This is a genomic window from Pseudomonas sp. SO81, assembly GCF_030374125.1.
Taxonomy (GTDB): Bacteria; Pseudomonadota; Gammaproteobacteria; order Pseudomonadales; family Pseudomonadaceae; genus Aquipseudomonas.
Genome location: NZ_CP126126.1, coordinates 1369457 through 1384762 on the forward strand (window position 1 = coordinate 1369457; position 15306 = coordinate 1384762).

At 67.4% G+C, this 15306-nt stretch carries 12 protein-coding genes; 2 read left to right on the top strand and 10 right to left on the bottom strand.

Annotation, left to right across the window (positions count from 1 at the left end; translation table 11 throughout):
• Nucleotides 1–33: 33 nt before the first annotated feature.
• From putA to OH686_RS06620, 3 genes are all read right to left on the bottom strand, one after another.
• Nucleotides 34–3969 carry a trifunctional transcriptional regulator/proline dehydrogenase/L-glutamate gamma-semialdehyde dehydrogenase gene (putA, locus tag OH686_RS06610; protein ID WP_289537003.1) on the bottom strand — a complete coding sequence of 1312 codons (3936 nt, stop codon included), beginning with the start codon at nucleotides 3967–3969 and terminating at the stop codon, nucleotides 34–36.
• Between the two features lie 241 nt (nucleotides 3970–4210).
• Nucleotides 4211–7282, bottom strand: coding sequence for an efflux RND transporter permease subunit (locus OH686_RS06615; RefSeq protein ID WP_289537005.1), 3072 nt, complete (start codon nucleotides 7280–7282; stop codon nucleotides 4211–4213).
• A 3-nt stretch (nucleotides 7283–7285) separates the two neighbouring features.
• On the bottom strand, nucleotides 7286–8389 hold the full coding sequence (locus tag OH686_RS06620) for an efflux RND transporter periplasmic adaptor subunit (protein ID WP_137974278.1): 1104 nt from the start codon (nucleotides 8387–8389) through the stop codon (nucleotides 7286–7288).
• A gap of 94 nt (nucleotides 8390–8483) precedes the next feature.
• On the opposite strand from OH686_RS06620, the gene OH686_RS06625 reads away from it, so the two are divergent.
• Nucleotides 8484–9122, top strand: a complete 639-nt coding sequence (locus tag OH686_RS06625; protein ID WP_289537009.1) for a TetR/AcrR family transcriptional regulator — start codon at nucleotides 8484–8486, stop codon at nucleotides 9120–9122.
• On the opposite strand, the gene OH686_RS06630 is transcribed toward OH686_RS06625, so the two are convergent.
• Complete coding sequence (locus OH686_RS06630; RefSeq protein WP_289537011.1) at nucleotides 9119–9898, bottom strand: class I SAM-dependent methyltransferase; 780 nt, start codon at nucleotides 9896–9898, stop codon at nucleotides 9119–9121. The genes OH686_RS06625 and OH686_RS06630 overlap by 4 nt on opposite strands.
• 106 nt (nucleotides 9899–10004) lie before the next feature.
• Between OH686_RS06630 and OH686_RS06635 the strand changes: the two genes are divergently transcribed.
• Nucleotides 10005–10769: an SPM autocatalytic domain-containing protein gene (locus tag OH686_RS06635; protein WP_289537013.1), complete on the top strand. Its 765-nt coding sequence runs from the start codon at nucleotides 10005–10007 to the stop codon at nucleotides 10767–10769.
• A gap of 14 nt (nucleotides 10770–10783) precedes the next feature.
• On the opposite strand, the gene OH686_RS06640 is transcribed toward OH686_RS06635, so the two are convergent.
• From OH686_RS06640 to adk, 6 genes are all read right to left on the bottom strand, one after another.
• Entirely contained in the window at nucleotides 10784–11473 is a 690-nt protein-coding gene (locus OH686_RS06640; RefSeq protein WP_289537015.1) for an extensin-like domain-containing protein, read from the bottom strand.
• Between the two features lie 4 nt (nucleotides 11474–11477).
• Nucleotides 11478–12302: an isocitrate lyase/PEP mutase family protein gene (locus OH686_RS06645; RefSeq protein WP_289537018.1), complete on the bottom strand. Its 825-nt coding sequence runs from the start codon at nucleotides 12300–12302 to the stop codon at nucleotides 11478–11480.
• A gap of 72 nt (nucleotides 12303–12374) precedes the next feature.
• Complete coding sequence (locus tag OH686_RS06650; RefSeq protein WP_289537020.1) at nucleotides 12375–13229, bottom strand: DUF72 domain-containing protein; 855 nt, start codon at nucleotides 13227–13229, stop codon at nucleotides 12375–12377.
• Nucleotides 13229–13576 (bottom strand): hypothetical protein, encoded by a 348-nt coding sequence (locus tag OH686_RS06655; RefSeq protein ID WP_289537023.1) that lies wholly within the window; start codon nucleotides 13574–13576, stop codon nucleotides 13229–13231. Before OH686_RS06655 ends, OH686_RS06650 begins: the two co-directional genes overlap by 1 nt.
• 262 nt (nucleotides 13577–13838) lie before the next feature.
• Nucleotides 13839–14522 (bottom strand): tRNA (adenosine(37)-N6)-threonylcarbamoyltransferase complex dimerization subunit type 1 TsaB, encoded by a 684-nt coding sequence (tsaB, locus tag OH686_RS06660; protein ID WP_289537025.1) that lies wholly within the window; start codon nucleotides 14520–14522, stop codon nucleotides 13839–13841.
• 87 nt (nucleotides 14523–14609) lie between these two features.
• Nucleotides 14610–15257, bottom strand: coding sequence for an adenylate kinase (gene adk, locus OH686_RS06665; RefSeq protein ID WP_137974269.1), 648 nt, complete (start codon nucleotides 15255–15257; stop codon nucleotides 14610–14612).
• Nucleotides 15258–15306 lie beyond the last annotated feature (49 nt).

The following is a 15306-nucleotide window of genomic DNA, read 5'->3' on the forward strand; positions in this document are numbered from 1 at the left end:
GCCCGCATGCATCGCTGCGCGCGGGCCTTGATCTCAGCCGATGGTCATCAGGCTGGCGTTGCCGCCGGCCGCCGCGGTGTTCACGCTCAGCGCGTGTTCGATCAGCAGACGCTCCAGCGGGATATCGGTCTCACCCTTGTTCAGGCCATGCACGCTGACTATGGCGCCCTTGCGCTGGGCAGCCTGCTGGCTGACTTCACGCAGCTGGTCGGAATCGCCGTGATGCAGGATGGCATCGAACTCGGCCTCCAGGCTGGTCCAGTCGGCCACCGTGGCGACGCACTTCTGCACTTCCTTGGGCAGCTTGCCGATCAGTTCGCGCTGGGCTTCCAGCAGCAGCGCGTGGCTACCGACCGCCAGGGTCGCGGCCAGCTGGGCCAGCAGGTCGCCGCGATCGTCGGCCAGGCACAGCACGCGCTCGCGTGGCAGCAGGGTGTAGGTGTTGCGCTCGCCGGTCGGGCCGTTCAGCACATGGCTGGTGTAGCTCTGCGACAGCTCGCCGTACTGCTCGAACAGCGCGGCCACGGCCGGCTCTTCCTTGGCCGCCCAGGTGGCAAAGGCGGCACGCGCCTTGGCCAGCTCGGCCGGCGCGCCGATGGCGTGCACGTTGTCGCCCTTGAGCTGCTGAGCCACGGCGTCCTGCGGGCGGGTCGACAGCAGGCGGTACAGGTACAGCGGGCCGCCGGCCTTGGGACCGGTGCCGGACAGGCCTTCGCCACCGAACGGCTGCACGCCGACCACGGCGCCGACGATGTTGCGGTTGACGTAGAGGTTGCCAACCTTAGCGCTGTCCACCACTTGGGCGATGGTCTCGTCGATGCGGGTATGCACGCCGAGGGTCAGGCCGTAGCCGCTGTCGTTGATCTGCTGCAGCAGGTTGCCCAGCTCGGCGCGCGGGTAGCGCACCAGGTGCAGCACCGGGCCGAATATCTCGCGCTTCATCTCGTCGAAGCTGTCCAGCTCGATCAGGGTCGGCAGCACGAAGGTGCCGCGCTTGATCTCGTCGCCATCGGCGCGGGCCGCCTGGAACACCTTGCGGCCCTTTTCGCGCATGGCGGCGATGTGCGCCTCGATGCCGGCCTTGGCCTCGGCGTCGATCACCGGGCCGATGTCGGTATGCAAGCGCTCCGGCGAACCGATGCGGTACTCGGCCATGGCGCCCTTGAGCATCTCGATCACGCGGTCGGCCACGTCGTCCTGCACGCACAGCACGCGCAGGGCCGAGCAGCGCTGGCCGGCGCTGTCGAAGGCAGAGCTGACCACGTCGATCACCACCTGCTCGGCCAGGGCCGAGGAGTCGACGATCATGGCGTTGAGGCCGCCGGTCTCGGCGATCAGCGGCACGGTGCGGCCCTGGGCGTCCAGGCGGCCGGCGATGTTGCGCTGGAGGATGCCGGCCACTTCGGTGGAGCCGGTGAACATCACGCCACGCACGCGCTCGTCACCCACCAGGCGCGCACCGACGGTCTCGCCACGGCCCGGCAGCAGCTGCACGGCGCCAGGCGGTACGCCGGCCTCCAGCAGGATGCGCACGGCTTGCGCGGCGATCAGCGGGGTCTGCTCGGCCGGCTTGGCCAGCACGGTGTTGCCGGCGGCCAGTGCGGCGGCCACCTGGCCGCTGAAGATCGCCAGCGGGAAGTTCCACGGGCTGATGCACACCACCGGGCCCAGCGGGCGGTGGCTGTCGTTGCCGAAGGCGCGGGCCTGGGCGGCGTAGTAGCGGAGGAAGTCCACTGCTTCGCGCACTTCGGCGATGGCGTTGGCGAAGGTCTTGCCGGACTCGCGCACCAGCAAGCCCATCAGCTGCTGGATCTCGCTCTCCATCTGGTCGGCGGCGCGCTCCAGCACGGCGGCGCGCTCGGCGGCCTGGGTCGATTGCCAGATCTGGCCGCTGGCCTGGGCGCAGAGGATCGCGCTCTTCACATCGGCCTCACTGGCCTCGTGCACATGGCCGACCAGGTCGCGGTGATCGGCCGGATTACGCACCGGCTCGGCCGGGCCCGGGTTCGGCGTGTCGCCGCCGAGCATCGGCGCGGCGACGTAGCTGGTGTTGGTCGACGACAGCAGCGCCGAGCTCAGCGAGCCCAGGCGGTGTTCATTGGCCAGGTCGATGCCTTCGGAGTTCAGGCGTGCCTCGCCGTACAGGTCACGCGGCAGCGGAATGCGCGGGTGCGGCAGGCCGAGGGTGCCTTCCTGGGCGGCCATGCGCTCGACCTGCTCAACCGGGTCCAGCACCAGCTCTTTCAGCGAGATGCTGTGGTCGGCGATGCGGTTGACGAAGCTGGTGTTTGCGCCGTTTTCCAGCAGGCGGCGGACCAGGTAGGCCAACAGCGTCTCATGGCTGCCGACCGGGGCGTAGATACGGCACGGACGGTTGTATTTGCCGTCCTTGATCGAACCCACCACCTGCTCGTACAGCGGCTCACCCATGCCGTGCAGGCACTGAAACTCGTACTGGCCCGGGTAGTAGTTCTGCCCGGCGATCTGGTAGATGGCCGACAGCGAGTGGGCGTTATGGGTGGCAAACTGCGGGTAGATGGCTTCCGGCACGGCCAGCAGCTTGCGCGCGCAAGCGATGTAGGAAATGTCGGTGTACGGCTTGCGGGTGTACACCGGGTAGCCTTCCAGGCCCTCGACCTGGGCGCGCTTGATCTCGCTGTCCCAGTAGGCGCCTTTCACCAGGCGGATCATCAGGCGGTGGCGGCTGCGCTTGGCCAGGTCGATGACGTAGTCGATCACGTAAGGGCAGCGCTTCTGGTAGGCCTGGATGACGAAGCCGATGCCGTTCCAGCCCGCCAGCTCGGGGGCGAAGCACAGGCGCTCGAGCAGATCGAGGGAGATCTCCAGACGGTCGGCTTCCTCGGCGTCGATGTTGAGGCCGATGTCGTACTGCTTGGCCAGCTTGGTCAGGCCCAGCAGGATCGGGTACAGCTCGTCCATCACGCGGTCGTACTGGGCGCGGCTGTAGCGCGGGTGCAGGGCGGACAGCTTGATCGAGATGCCCGGACCTTCGTAGATGCCGCGGCCGTGGGAGGCCTTGCCGATGGCGTGGATGGCCTGCTCGTATGAAGCCAGGTAGCGCTTGGCGTCTTCCTCGGTCAGCGCGGCTTCGCCGAGCATGTCGTAGGAATAGCGGAAGCCCTTGCTCTCCATGTTGGAGGCGTTGGCCAGGGCCTCGCCGATGGTCTCGCCGGTGACGAACTGCTCGCCCATCAGGCGCATGGCCATGTCCACGCCCTTGCGGATCACCGGTTCGCCGCTCTTGCCGATCAGGCGGTTGAGCGAGGACGACAGGCCGGCCTCGTTATGGGTGGCGACCAGCTTGCCGGTGATCAGCAGGCCCCAGGAGGCGGCATTGACGAACATCGACGGGCTCTGGCCCAGGTGCTGGCTCCAGTTACCGTTGGCGATCTTGTCGCGGATCAGGGCGTCGCGGGTGGCCTTGTCCGGGATGCGCAGCAGCGCCTCGGCCAGGCACATCAGCGCCACGCCTTCCTGGGACGACAGCGAGAACTCCTGCAGCAGGCCCTGCACCAGGCCCTGGCGGCCGCCGGCATTCTTCTGGTTGCGCAGCTTCTCGGCGATGCCGAGGGCCATCTTCTGGGTGGCCTCGGCCTGCTCTTTCGGCAGACGGGCCTGCTCCAGCAGCATCGGCAGCGCCTCGGTCTCCGGACGACGGTAGGCGCCGGTGATGGCGGCACGCAGCACGGACTGCGGCAGGATGCTCTCGGCGAAATCGAGGAACACCTGCAGGCCCTGCTCGCTCAGCGCGTCGACCGACTCCTCACCCGCCGCGGCGGCCAGGCCGGAATGCTCGGCCGGGGTCAGGCCACCCTCGACCTGCTCCAGGTAATTGAAGATCGCCTGCTTGATCAGCCAGTGCGGCGTGCGGTCGAGCTGCTGGGCGGCTTGCTTGAGGCGTTCGCGGGTGGCGTCGTCGAGTTTCACGCCGAGGGTAGTGGTGGCCATCGGTAATCCTGTCTGAGTGGTGCGCGGTGGGCGCGCGTGGCCGAAGAGTAAACCTCCCGACAACAATGGTGCAACTAAGTGCAACCCATATCTCCGACGAGAGGCACAACTCAGTGCAACCAGGAACAAGGCACTGACTACAGACAACCTTAGACGCGCCAAACCAGACTGCCGCGCAAACCGATGACCGAACGCCCAAGAAAAAGCCCGGCAGTTGCCGGGCTTTTTCGCTGCGCAGCGCTTAGCGCTCGACTTCCTTGACCCTGAACCAGGCCGCGTAGAGCGCCGGCAGGAACAGCAGGGTGAGCGCGGTGGCGACGATCAGGCCACCCATGATGGCCACCGCCATCGGCCCGAAGAACACGCTGCGCGACATCGGGATCATCGCCAGCACCGCGGCCAGGGCGGTCAGCACGATGGGGCGGAAGCGCCGCACCGTGGCCTCGATGATGGCGTGCCAGCGGTCCAGACCGGCGGCGATGTCCTGCTCGATCTGGTCCACCAGGATCACCGAGTTGCGCATGATCATGCCGGACAGGGCGATGGTGCCGAGCATGGCGACGAAGCCGAACGGCTGCTGGAACACCAGCAGGAACAGGGTCACGCCGATCAGCCCCAGCGGCGCGGTGAGGAACACCATGGCCGCGCGCGACATGCTCTTGAGCTGCAGCATGAGGAGGGTCAGTACCACCAGGATGAACAGCGGGATGCCGGCGTTGACCGACTTCTGCCCACGGGTCGAATCCTCCACGGTGCCACCCACTTCCAGCAGGTAGCCACTGGGTAGCTCGGCACGGATCGGCTCCAGGGTCGGCAGAATCTGCTTGGTCAGGCTGGCCGGCTGCTCGCTGCCATAGATGTCGCCGAGGATGGTCACGGTCGGCAGGCGGTCGCGATGCCAGATCACGCCCTCCTCGAAGCCGTATTCCAGGGTGGCGATCTGCGACAGGGCCACGCTCTGGCCACTGCTGGTCGGCACCGCCAGGCTCGGCAGCAGCTCCAGGGCCTGGCGTTCACGCACAGTGCCACGCAGGAGGATCTCGATCAGCTCGTTGTCCTCGCGGAACAGGCTGACGCTGGAGCCGGTCAGCGAACTCTGCAGGAACTGCGACAGGTCGGCGCTGCTCACGCCCAGGGCACGGGCACGCTCCTGGTCGATGTTGAGGTAGACGACCTTGCTCGGCTCCTCCCAGTTCAGGTGCACGTTGGACACGTGCGGGTTCTCGCGCACCTTGGCCGCGACTTGGCGGGCGATGGCGCGCACCTCGTCGATGTGCTCGCCACTGACCCGCAGCTGGATCGGGAAGCCCACGGGCGGGCCGTTTTCCAGGCGCGAGACGCGGGTACGGGCGAACGGGAAGTCCTCGTTCATCACCTCGATCAGCCAGGTGCGCAGCTGCTCGCGGTCCTCGATGCTCTTGGCCAGGATGACGAACTGGGCGAAGCGGGTCGCGGCCAGCTGCTGATCCAGCGGCAGGTAGAAGCGCGGCGAGCCGTTGCCGACGTAGGCTACATAGTTGTCGATGCCCGGATGGTCCTTGAGCTTGGCTTCCAGGCGCTTGACCTGTTCCTCGGTGGCCTTCAGCGACGAGCCCTCGGTGAGCTTGATGTCGACCATCAGCTCCAGGCGCCCGGAGGCCGGGAAGAACTGCTGCGGCACGAAGCGGAACAGCACGATGGAGGCGACGAACAGGCCGAGGGTGACCAGGATCACCGTCTTGCGCCGGCGCACGCACCACTCCACCACTTCGCGCACGGTCTGGTAGAAGGTGGTCGAGTAGGGATCATGCCCCTCCGGGTTGCCGCCATGCTTCTTCGCATGCAGCTTGGCCAGGTCCGGCAGCAGGCGGTCGCCCAGGTACGGCACGAACACCACGGCGGCGACCCAGGACACCAGCAGGGCGATGCACACCACCTGGAAGATCGAGCGGGTGTATTCGCCGGTACCGGACTGCGCGGTGGCGATCGGCAGGAAGCCGGCGGCGGTGATCAGGGTGCCGGTGAGCATGGGGAAGGCCGTGCTGGTCCAGGCGAAGCTGGCCGCGCGGAAGCGGTCGTAGCCCTGCTCCATCTTGATCGCCATCATCTCCACCGCAATGATCGCGTCGTCCACCAGCAGGCCCAGCGCCAGCACCAGCGCGCCGAGGGAAATCTTGTGCAGGCCGATGCCGAAGTAGTGCATCAGGGCGAAGGTCATCGCCAGCACCAGCGGAATCGACAGTGCCACCACCAGACCGGTGCGCAGACCGAGGGAGAAGAAGCTGACCAGCAGCACGATGATCAGCGCCTCGACCAGGACCTGGACGAACTCGCCCACACCGGTCTTCACCGCCGCCGGCTGGTCGGACACCTTGTGCAGCTCCATGCCCAGCGGCAGGGTCTGCTGCAGGCGGGCGAACTCTTGCTCCAGGGCCTCGCCCAGCACCAGGATGTCGCCGCCGGCCTTCATCGACACGGCGATACCGATGGCGTCCTGGCTCATGAAGCGCATACGCGGCGCCTGCGGATCGTTGAAGCCGCGATGCACCTCAGCCACGTCGCCGAGACGGAAGGTGCGGTCGCCGACGCGGATGGGGAAATCACGAATCTCGTCGACCGAGGTGAAGCGCCCGGACACGCGCATCTGCACGCGGTCGGTCGGCGTCTCGAAGAAGCCCGAGTAGGCCACCGCGTTCTGCTCGTCCAGCGCCTGCTGCACGGCCGCCAGCGGCAGGCCAAGGGTGGCCAGCTTGACGTTGGACAGCTCGATCCAGATCTTCTCGTCCTGCAGGCCGAGCAGCTCGACCTTGCCCACGTCCTTGACCCGCTGCAGCTGCAGTTGCAGGCGGTCGGCGTAGTCCTTCATCACCGCGTAGTCGAAACCTTCGCCGGTGAGCGCGTAGATATTGCCGAAGGTGGTACCGAACTCGTCGTTGAAGAACGGCCCGCGGATGCCCGGCGGCAGGGTGTGGCGAATGTCGCCGACCTTCTTGCGGATCTGGTACCAGAGCTCGGGAATGTTCTTCGAGACGATGTCGTCGCGGGCCATGAAGGTGACCACCGACTCGCCCGGACGCGAGTAGGAATTGACGAACTGGTAGTCGCCGGTCTCCATCACCTTCTTCTCGATGCGCTCGGTGATCTGCCGCGAGACCTCCTCGGCCGTGGCGCCCGGCCAGTCGGTACGGATGACCATGGCCTTGAAGGTGAAGGGCGGGTCTTCGCTCTGGCCCAGCTTGGTGTACGACAGCGCGCCGATCACCGCCAGCACCAGCATCAGGTAACGTACGACGCTGCGGTTGCGCAGCGCCCACTCGGACAGGTTGAAGGACATGGCTTACTCCTTGTGCGCCAGTGCAACTAGGCGGTTGTCGCGATCCACCGGGCGCACCTTCTGCCCATCGAGCAGCACGTGCACGCCGGCGGCGACAACCCAGTCGCCCTCCTTCAGGCCTTCCAGGATCGACACGCGCTCCTGGCCGTAGGCGCCGACGCGCACCGGAGTGCGCACGGCCTTGGATTCCTTGGGATCGATGACCCAGACGAAGGGCTTGCCCTTCTCCGCACTGAGCGCGGACAGCGGCACCGACAGCGGCACCTCGCCATCAGCGGTGATCGACACGCGGGCGCTCTGTCCTACCTCGGCCTTGACCTTGGGATCGCTGAAGGTGACGCGGGCGGCGAAGGTGCGCGACTGGGCGTCGGCGGCCGGCGACAGCTCGCGGATGCGACCGGGGAATTGCTTGTCCGGCTGCGACCACAGTTCAATGCTGACTTCCTGGCCGATACGGAAGCGCTCCAGGGCGTGCTCCGGCACGCTGATCAGCACTTCACGCTCGCCATCGACGGCCAGGGTGAACACGGTCTGGCCGGCGGCCACCACCTGGCCCACTTCGGCCAGGCGACGCGCCACCAGGCCATCCTGGGAGGCACGCAGCACCGAATAGCCGGCCTGGTTGCTGGCCACGTCGAACTCGGCCTTGATCTGTTTCACCCGCGCCTCGCCGGCGCGGTACTGGTTCTCGACCGTGTCGTACTGCGACTGGCTGATCAGCTGGCGGGCCAGCAGGGTCTTGTAGCGGTCGCGCTCGGAGCGCACCAGCTTGAGGTTGGCCTCGGCGGCATTGACCTGGGCCCGGGCCGCCTCTAGCTGCAGCTTGACGTCCTGGGCGTCCAGCTCGGCCAGCGGCTGGTCCTTGCGTACCCGGTCACCGGCGTCCACCAGGCGCTTGGTGATCTTGCCGCCGATGCGGAACGCCAGTTCCGGCTCGAAGCGCGCACGCACTTCGCCGGGGTAGGTATCCACCGCATCCGCCGCCGGCAGCGGGTGCACCACCATGGCCGGGCGCGCCGGGGCCTCGACGGTTTCACCGTTGCCACAGGCAACCAGCAGGGAGATCAGCGACAGAGGCACAGCGAGCGACAGAGCATGACGGAGCATGATGGACGACCTTTCGCAAAAGATGCTTGGAATACTTATACTGCCCGGTATAGTAAAAATAGCGAACTCGCCAGTCCAGTATTAAAAGAGCCAAATGTCCGACAAATCTTTTCAGTCCACCAGCGGCCCCGGACGGCCCAAGGATCCCGCCAAGCGCCTGGCCATTCTGGAAGCCGCCAAGCGCCTGTTCATGCACAACGGCTACGACGGCAGCAGCATGGACGCGATCGCGGCTGAGGCCGGGGTGTCCAAGCTCACGGTGTACAGCCACTTCACCGACAAGGAGACGCTGTTTGCCTGCGCGGTGGAATCCAAATGCGCGGAGCAGCTGCCGCCGCTGTTCTTCGAGCTGCGCCCGGACAGCAGCATCGAGCAGGCCCTGCTGGCCATCGGCCATGGCTTCAACGCGCTGATCAACAGCGAGGAGTCCCTGGCCATGCATCGCCTGATGGTGGCCCAGGGCGCGCAGAATCCGCAGCTGTCGCAGCTGTTCTTCAGCGCCGGCCCGCAGCGGGTGATCGATGCCATGCAGCATCTGCTGGAGCAGGCCAATAGCCGCGGCCAGCTGCGGATCGACAATCCGCAGCACGCCGCCGAGCACTTCTTCTGCCTGATCAAGGGTGGCTGCCACTTCCGTTTGCTGATGGGCGTCGCCCAGCCGCTCGGCGCCCAGGAGGCCGAGGAGCACGTGCAGGAAGTGGTAAAACTGTTCGTGCGCGCCTATCGGCCTTAAGGCTTGAGCGCCTTCTTCGGATAGATATCGTAGCGACTGGACTTGCCCTCCAGCGCATAGCTCGGCTTGGCGCCCTCGATGATCGGCGCCTTGCGCGGGCGCTTGACCACCACCCGGTGGCTGGCCAGGGCCAAGGCCGCCTCGAGCAGTGCCGGGGCGTCCAGATCGTCGCCCACCAGCGGGCGGAACAGGCGCATCTCCTTCTTCACCAGTGCGCTCTTGTCACGGTGCGGGAACATCGGATCCAGATAGATCACCTGGGGCGGCTCGCCCTGCCAATCACGCATCAGCTCGATGGCATTGCCTTGTAGCAGGCGCATCTGCGCGGCGATGGGCGCCACCTCGGCGTCGCGGGCGGCGCGCGCCAGGCCGTCCTCGAGCAAGGCGGCGATGATCGGCTGACGCTCGCTCATGGTCACCGCACAGCCCAGGCTGGCCAGCACGAAGGCATCGCGCCCCAGCCCCGCCGTGGCATCCAGCACGCTCGGACGCACGCCCGGCTGTACACCGACCGCCTTCGCGATCATCTGCCCGCTGCCGCCGCCATACAGGCGACGATGGGCCACGGCGCCCTCGACGAAGTCCACCCGCACCGGCCCCGGCGCCTGCGGCCCCAGCTCGGCCAGTTGCAGGCCCTCCTCGCCCAGCTGCAGGGCGAACTCGGCCTCGCCCTGCAACGGAAGCCCCAGGCGCTCGGCCCAGCGACCGGCGGACTCGGCAAACACGGGCAACTGGGCCTCGACTCGAATTCTGGTTATAGGCCGCTCGTCGCTCATCGGGAAATATGCTCAAAAAACGTTCAACAGGGACGGCGCGCGGCCGATAGAACAGTAACGCCCTATTCTGCCAGAGGCGGCCAGCGGCGGCCGCAACGAGTTCCCGATGTTCGACGCCCTCTCCGCACCTCGCTCCTCCGCGCTGGACAAGCAGCTGGACGCCGGCCTGCGTAACTCCCTCGACTACCAGATCCTGCGCCGTACCCTGATGCCCAAGGGCGAGCAGCCGGCTCCCGAGGCAGCGGCCGAGATCGAAGAGGCCAGCCAGCCAGACGCCGCCGGCGCTCCACCGGTAGACGCCATGGCCCAGGCCGCCAGTTTCCAGCAGGTATTGCAGCAGCGCGAACTGCAGCTGAACGTGACCGCCAACCCGCAGCCGCAGAAGACCGACCCTCTGGTGTTGGACTTGGCCAGCAATGGCTTCACCACCCGAGGGCTGGACGACGCCGTACGTTTCGACCTGAATGCCGATGGCCGCAACGACCGGATCAGCGCCCCCAGCGGCGACGACGCCCTGCTGGCGCTGGACCGCAACGGCAATGGCCGCATCGACGATGGCCGCGAGCTGTTCGGCGACCAGAACGGCGCGGCCAATGGTTTCGCCGAGCTCGCCAAGCACGACGACAATCGCGATGGTCGCATCGATGCCCAGGACGCGGTGTTCGATCGTCTGCGCCTCCTGCGCTTCGATGCCGCCGGCAAGCAGCAGACCCAGAGTCTGGCCCAGGCCGGCGTGACCGCCATCGAGCTGCGGGCCCATGACGTCAGGCAGGCGCTCGGCGCCTACGATGAGATCGCCCAGCTCGGCCAGTTCGAATTCGCCGACGGCCGCCGCGGCCAGGCCGCCGACCTGCTGCTGGCGCGCCGCTAGCCATTAGGCAGGCGCTAGCGACACAGGCGGAACAGCCCCATATCCAGGTGGAAGTGGTCGCGGTGGGCGGCGTTGTACTCCGGCCCCAGGGTGACGTTGAAACTGGAACACGCCGCATCGCGCACCTGGCGCAGAAACAGCGCCTCCTGCCCTGCCCCATCCCAATGCCTGGCCACGCTGATGCGCCGCCCGTCCTTCAGACGAAAGCCGGCGATATCCAAGGCGTTGGCGCTGGCGTGCTGGCTGCGCCGCTGACTGCTGCCGATGTTGCGGCAGGCGAAGCTGCCCAGATGCTCGACCCGCGCCACCGGCTGGCCGAACGCCTGGCGCGCGGCCGGCTGCAGGCCGTGCTCCTCGAACAGGGCGTAGGCCACGGCGAGCTTGCAGCTGGCGAGGAACGCCGAGCTGAACTGCACACCGGCGCGCTGCACCCGCACCGCGTTCTCCACGGCGCAACCGGCGGCGGGCTGGCTGTCCGCCACCGCCGTGTAGCGCAGCACGCTGCTGTCCAGCGCCAGCCGGCACAGCTCGGGGTCGCGCTGCAGGCGCATCAGCTTGTAGCCGGTCAGCAGGTTGGGCGGCTGGCGTACATCTAGCGGCGTCCAGGGATTCCACTCCGGCGGCACGGGCAACCAGCCCCGATAGACCGCCAGCGGCGTGCCGAGCAGCATCAGCAGCACCAGCCACCAGAATGCACGGCGCATGCCGTCAGCCGAACAGGTCGTTGATCTCGTCGAACGGCATGGCCTCGCCCATCGCCGCCAGGCTGCCACGGGCCAGCTCGCCGGCGGCGAAGAAGAATTCGCCGTAGGCGACCCGCGCCAGGTTGGAGCCGACGCTGACCCGCTTCACCCCCAGCTCGATCAGCTCGGCCAGGGACAGGCGCAGGCTGGGGGAGCCGACCAGCACGTTGACCGGCCGCGGCGCCACAGCCTCGACCACCGCCTTGATCTCTTCGCGGCTGCGCAGCCCAGGTGCGTAGAGCACATCGGCACCGGCCTCGGCATAGGCCACCAGGCGGCGAATGGTGTCGTCCAGATCGGCGCGGCCGTGCAGGAAATTCTCCGCCCGCGCGGCCAGGGTGAATGGGAAGTCCAGCGCACGCGCCGCTTCCACCGCAGCGCGAATGCGCTCCACGGCCAGGTCGTGCGGGTAGATCGGCATATCGGCACGGCCCGTGGCGTCTTCTATGGAGCCGCCGACCAGGCCGACCCCGGCAGCCAGGCGAATGGTCGCCGCGCAGTCCTCTGGGGCATCGCCGTAGCCATTCTCCAGGTCGGCGGCCACCGGCAGCGGCGTCGCCTCGACTATCGCGCGGGCATTGGCCAGGCATTCGTCGCGGCTCACCGCGCCTTCGGCGTCGCGCCGCCCCAGGGAGAAGGCCAGGCCAGCGCTGGTGGTGGCCAGGGCCTGGAAGCCGAGCTGGGCGAGCATCTTCGCCGAACCGGCGTCCCACGGATTGGGCAGAACCAGCAGGCCCTCGTCCTGGTGCAGGGCCCGGAAGGTTTCGCCACGCTCTCGCTGGGTACTCATGGTGCTGCTCCTTGCGCTGAGTGAAGTGACAACCCTAGCCGCCCGCATGACGGACGAAAAGGCGCGCCCCTGTCAGAGCAGACCGAGCTGTTCCACCTCGGGTTCCACCTGCGCCAGCGCCGGCAGGCCGGGCAGGCGCTCGCTAAGGGCGGCGTGGAAGCGCAGGGCCTGGGCCGCCGCCAGGTGGTTGTCCGGGGTATGCAGGAACACGTGGGGCATCAGGCCCTGCTCGATCCAGGCGGCGACCTTGTCCAGCCAGGGTTCGAGGAAGGCCTGGTTGGCATCCAGGTCCGGTCCGCCGATGAAGCGCAGCTGAGGGCTGGCGCTGAAGGCCGTCGGCCGTGGCGGCAGGCGCGGCTTCTTCGACTGGGCATGCAGCACCGCGGCGTCGCGCGAGGTGCAGGCGAACAGCGCCCGCGAGTCCAGGCAGATACGCTCCACCCCGCGCTCCTGCAGGCTGCGATTGAGCAGGCGCTCGTTCTCCTCCCTGGCGAAGAACGCCGGATGGCGCAGCTCCACGGCAATGGCGCGATCGGAAAACTCGTCGAGCCAGGCCAGCAGCTCGCCCAGGCGCGACGGGCCGAAACTGGCCGGCAGCTGCAACCACAGGGGCGCGACCCGCTCGCCGAGTGGCGCCAGCAGCTGCAGGAAGTCGGTGGTGGCGGCGTAGTGGTCGCGCAGATCGCCGTTATGGCTGATATCGCGCGGCAGCTTGGCGCAGAAGCGGAAGTGCGCCGGCATCTGCTCGGCCCAGCGCTGCACGGTCTGCGGCGCGGGCCGGGCATAGAAGGTGGTATTGCCCTCCACCGCATTGAAGGTGGCGGCGTAGTGGCTCAGGGTATCGGCGGGACGCAGGTCGGCGGGATAGAAGCTGCCGCGCCAGGCCGGCTCGTTCCACGACGGGCAGCCGAGGAAGTAAGGCAGCATCAGGCGTAGAGGTCGAGGCCGAGAACTTCGCTGGCGTCGCGGTCGTCGGTGTAGCTGGCGGTGTTGCCGTAGGCGGCCAGGGCCTGGTTGGCCTTGGCGCTGAAGCCGCGCTGCTGCTGAGTGAGGTTGTCCTGGTAGCGCGCCGGCAGGCTGTCGCTGCTGGCGTTGCCGGCCTGCACCTTGCGCGGCTGGGCGAGCTGCTCATAACCCTGGGTGGCGGACGGCGAAGCGGGTTGTTCGCGGCGTTGCTCGACCTCGCGCCGTGCCTCGCGGAAAGGCGTGACCGCGCTGCCCGGGCGAGAGCTGCGATCCAGCGGATAAGAGGAAGAGAAGCCGTCGAGACGCATCGGTTACTGCTCGGAATACGTGGGTGGCAATTTAGCGGCGCCAGATAAAAATGGCAATTTGCTCAGGCCGGCAGCGGACGGAAGGCGCCCCAGCGAAGCGGCAGGCCGAGAATCTGTTTCGGATATTTTGAGCAAAGCCAGGCAGGGCGAAATTGGGTGAGGACGCGGAGTTTACGAGGTGTAAATGAGCAGTCCGAGACGGCGCGTCCCGACCCAATTTCAACGCAGCATGGCCGACGATCAAGAGATCCGAGACAGGTTCTCAGGGTTTGGGGGCCTTGGGCGTGGCCACGTTGTCCCGCAGATACACCGGCTGCGCTTCGTCGGCGGGCAGCGCCTCGCCGCGCTGCCAGGCGAAGGTGGCCAGGCTCAGCAGGTCCTGGGCATGCGGCAGCATGGCGTTGTCGCTGCCACTCGGGGTCAGGGCGATACGCGCGCCATAGGTGCCCCAGCCGGTGCCGGCGGCGAACCAGTCGCCACTGGCGCCACGCGGCAGCTCGGCACGCTCCGGCGCCAGCACCGCCTCGATACCTTGCAGGCGCATCTCGCCCTGCTCGGCGGCGTAGCAACCCCAGTACACCTCGTCCATGCGCGCATCGATGGCCGCGGCCACCTGCTGCGCGCCATGCTCGCGCAGCGCACGCTGGGCCAGTACCGCCAGGTTGGAAACCGGCAGCACCGGCTTGTCCAGGGCGAATGCCAGGCCCTGGACTACGCCGATGGCGATGCGCACGCCGGTGAAGGCACCCGGACCGCGGCCGAAGGCAATGGCATCCACCGCGGCCAGGGCCACCCCGGCCTCGCCGAGCAGGTCGTGGATCATCGGCAGCAGGCGCTGGGCGTGCAGGCGTGGCGCCACTTCGTAGTGGCTGAGCACCTTGCCGTCGTGCAGCAGGGCGACGGAGCAGGCTTCGGTGGCGGTATCCAGGGCCAGCAGGGTGGTCATCGGCATATCCCGGTGGGGCAGAAAAAGGCGGGCAGTATAAACGCCAACGGCCCGCGATGCGGGCCGTTGGACAGAACGCACAGCCAATCAGCTGAGGGCGGCGAACACCTTGGCGGTGATCTCGTCCACCGAGCCGACGCCGGCGATGGCGCTGTACTTCGGGGTGCCTTCGGCGGCGGCCAGCTTCTGGTAGAAGTCCACCAGCGGCTTGGTCTGCGAGTGGTAGACGGACAGGCGGTGACGCACGGTTTCCTCGGTGTCGTCCTTGCGCTGGACCAGCTCGTCGCCGGTCTCGTCGTCCTTACCTTCCACCTTCGGCGGATTGTAGACCAGGTGGTAGACGCGGCCACTGGCCTCGTGCACACGGCGACCGGCGATGCGCTGGACGATCTCTTCGTCGTCGACGGCGATCTCGACCACGTTGTCGATGGTCACGCCGGCTTCCTTCAGGGCTTCGGCCTGGGGAATGGTGCGTGGGAAGCCGTCGAACAGGAAGCCCTTGGCGCAATCCGGCTGGGCGATGCGCTCCTTGACCAGGTTGATGATCAGGTCATCGGAGACCAGACCGCCGCTTTCCATGATGCTCTTGGCCTTCAGGCCCAGCTCGGTGCCGGCCTTGACCGCGGCACGCAGCATGTCGCCAGTGGAAATCTGCGGAATACCGAACTTCTTGGTGATGAAACCAGCCTGGGTACCTTTGCCGGCACCGGGCGCCCCCAGCAGAATCACGCGCATCGAAGTGCTCCTCAAAATAAAGACAGAAAGTCGTCGGATTCGCCTCGTG

What these genes read in the sequence shown, in the direction of transcription:
- putA (WP_289537003.1), bottom strand. Translation starts at nt 3,969, where the DNA reads ATGGCCACCACTACCCTCGGCGTGAAACTCGACGACGCCACCCGCGAA.
- OH686_RS06615 (WP_289537005.1), bottom strand. Translation starts at nt 7,282, where the DNA reads ATGTCCTTCAACCTGTCCGAGTGGGCGCTGCGCAACCGCAGCGTCGTA.
- OH686_RS06620 (WP_137974278.1), bottom strand. Translation starts at nt 8,389, where the DNA reads ATGCTCCGTCATGCTCTGTCGCTCGCTGTGCCTCTGTCGCTGATCTCC.
- OH686_RS06625 (WP_289537009.1), top strand. Translation starts at nt 8,484, where the DNA reads ATGTCCGACAAATCTTTTCAGTCCACCAGCGGCCCCGGACGGCCCAAG.
- OH686_RS06630 (WP_289537011.1), bottom strand. Translation starts at nt 9,898, where the DNA reads ATGAGCGACGAGCGGCCTATAACCAGAATTCGAGTCGAGGCCCAGTTG.
- OH686_RS06635 (WP_289537013.1), top strand. Translation starts at nt 10,005, where the DNA reads ATGTTCGACGCCCTCTCCGCACCTCGCTCCTCCGCGCTGGACAAGCAG.
- OH686_RS06640 (WP_289537015.1), bottom strand. Translation starts at nt 11,473, where the DNA reads ATGCGCCGTGCATTCTGGTGGCTGGTGCTGCTGATGCTGCTCGGCACG.
- OH686_RS06645 (WP_289537018.1), bottom strand. Translation starts at nt 12,302, where the DNA reads ATGAGTACCCAGCGAGAGCGTGGCGAAACCTTCCGGGCCCTGCACCAG.
- OH686_RS06650 (WP_289537020.1), bottom strand. Translation starts at nt 13,229, where the DNA reads ATGCTGCCTTACTTCCTCGGCTGCCCGTCGTGGAACGAGCCGGCCTGG.
- OH686_RS06655 (WP_289537023.1), bottom strand. Translation starts at nt 13,576, where the DNA reads ATGCGTCTCGACGGCTTCTCTTCCTCTTATCCGCTGGATCGCAGCTCT.
- tsaB (WP_289537025.1), bottom strand. Translation starts at nt 14,522, where the DNA reads ATGACCACCCTGCTGGCCCTGGATACCGCCACCGAAGCCTGCTCCGTC.
- adk (WP_137974269.1), bottom strand. Translation starts at nt 15,257, where the DNA reads ATGCGCGTGATTCTGCTGGGGGCGCCCGGTGCCGGCAAAGGTACCCAG.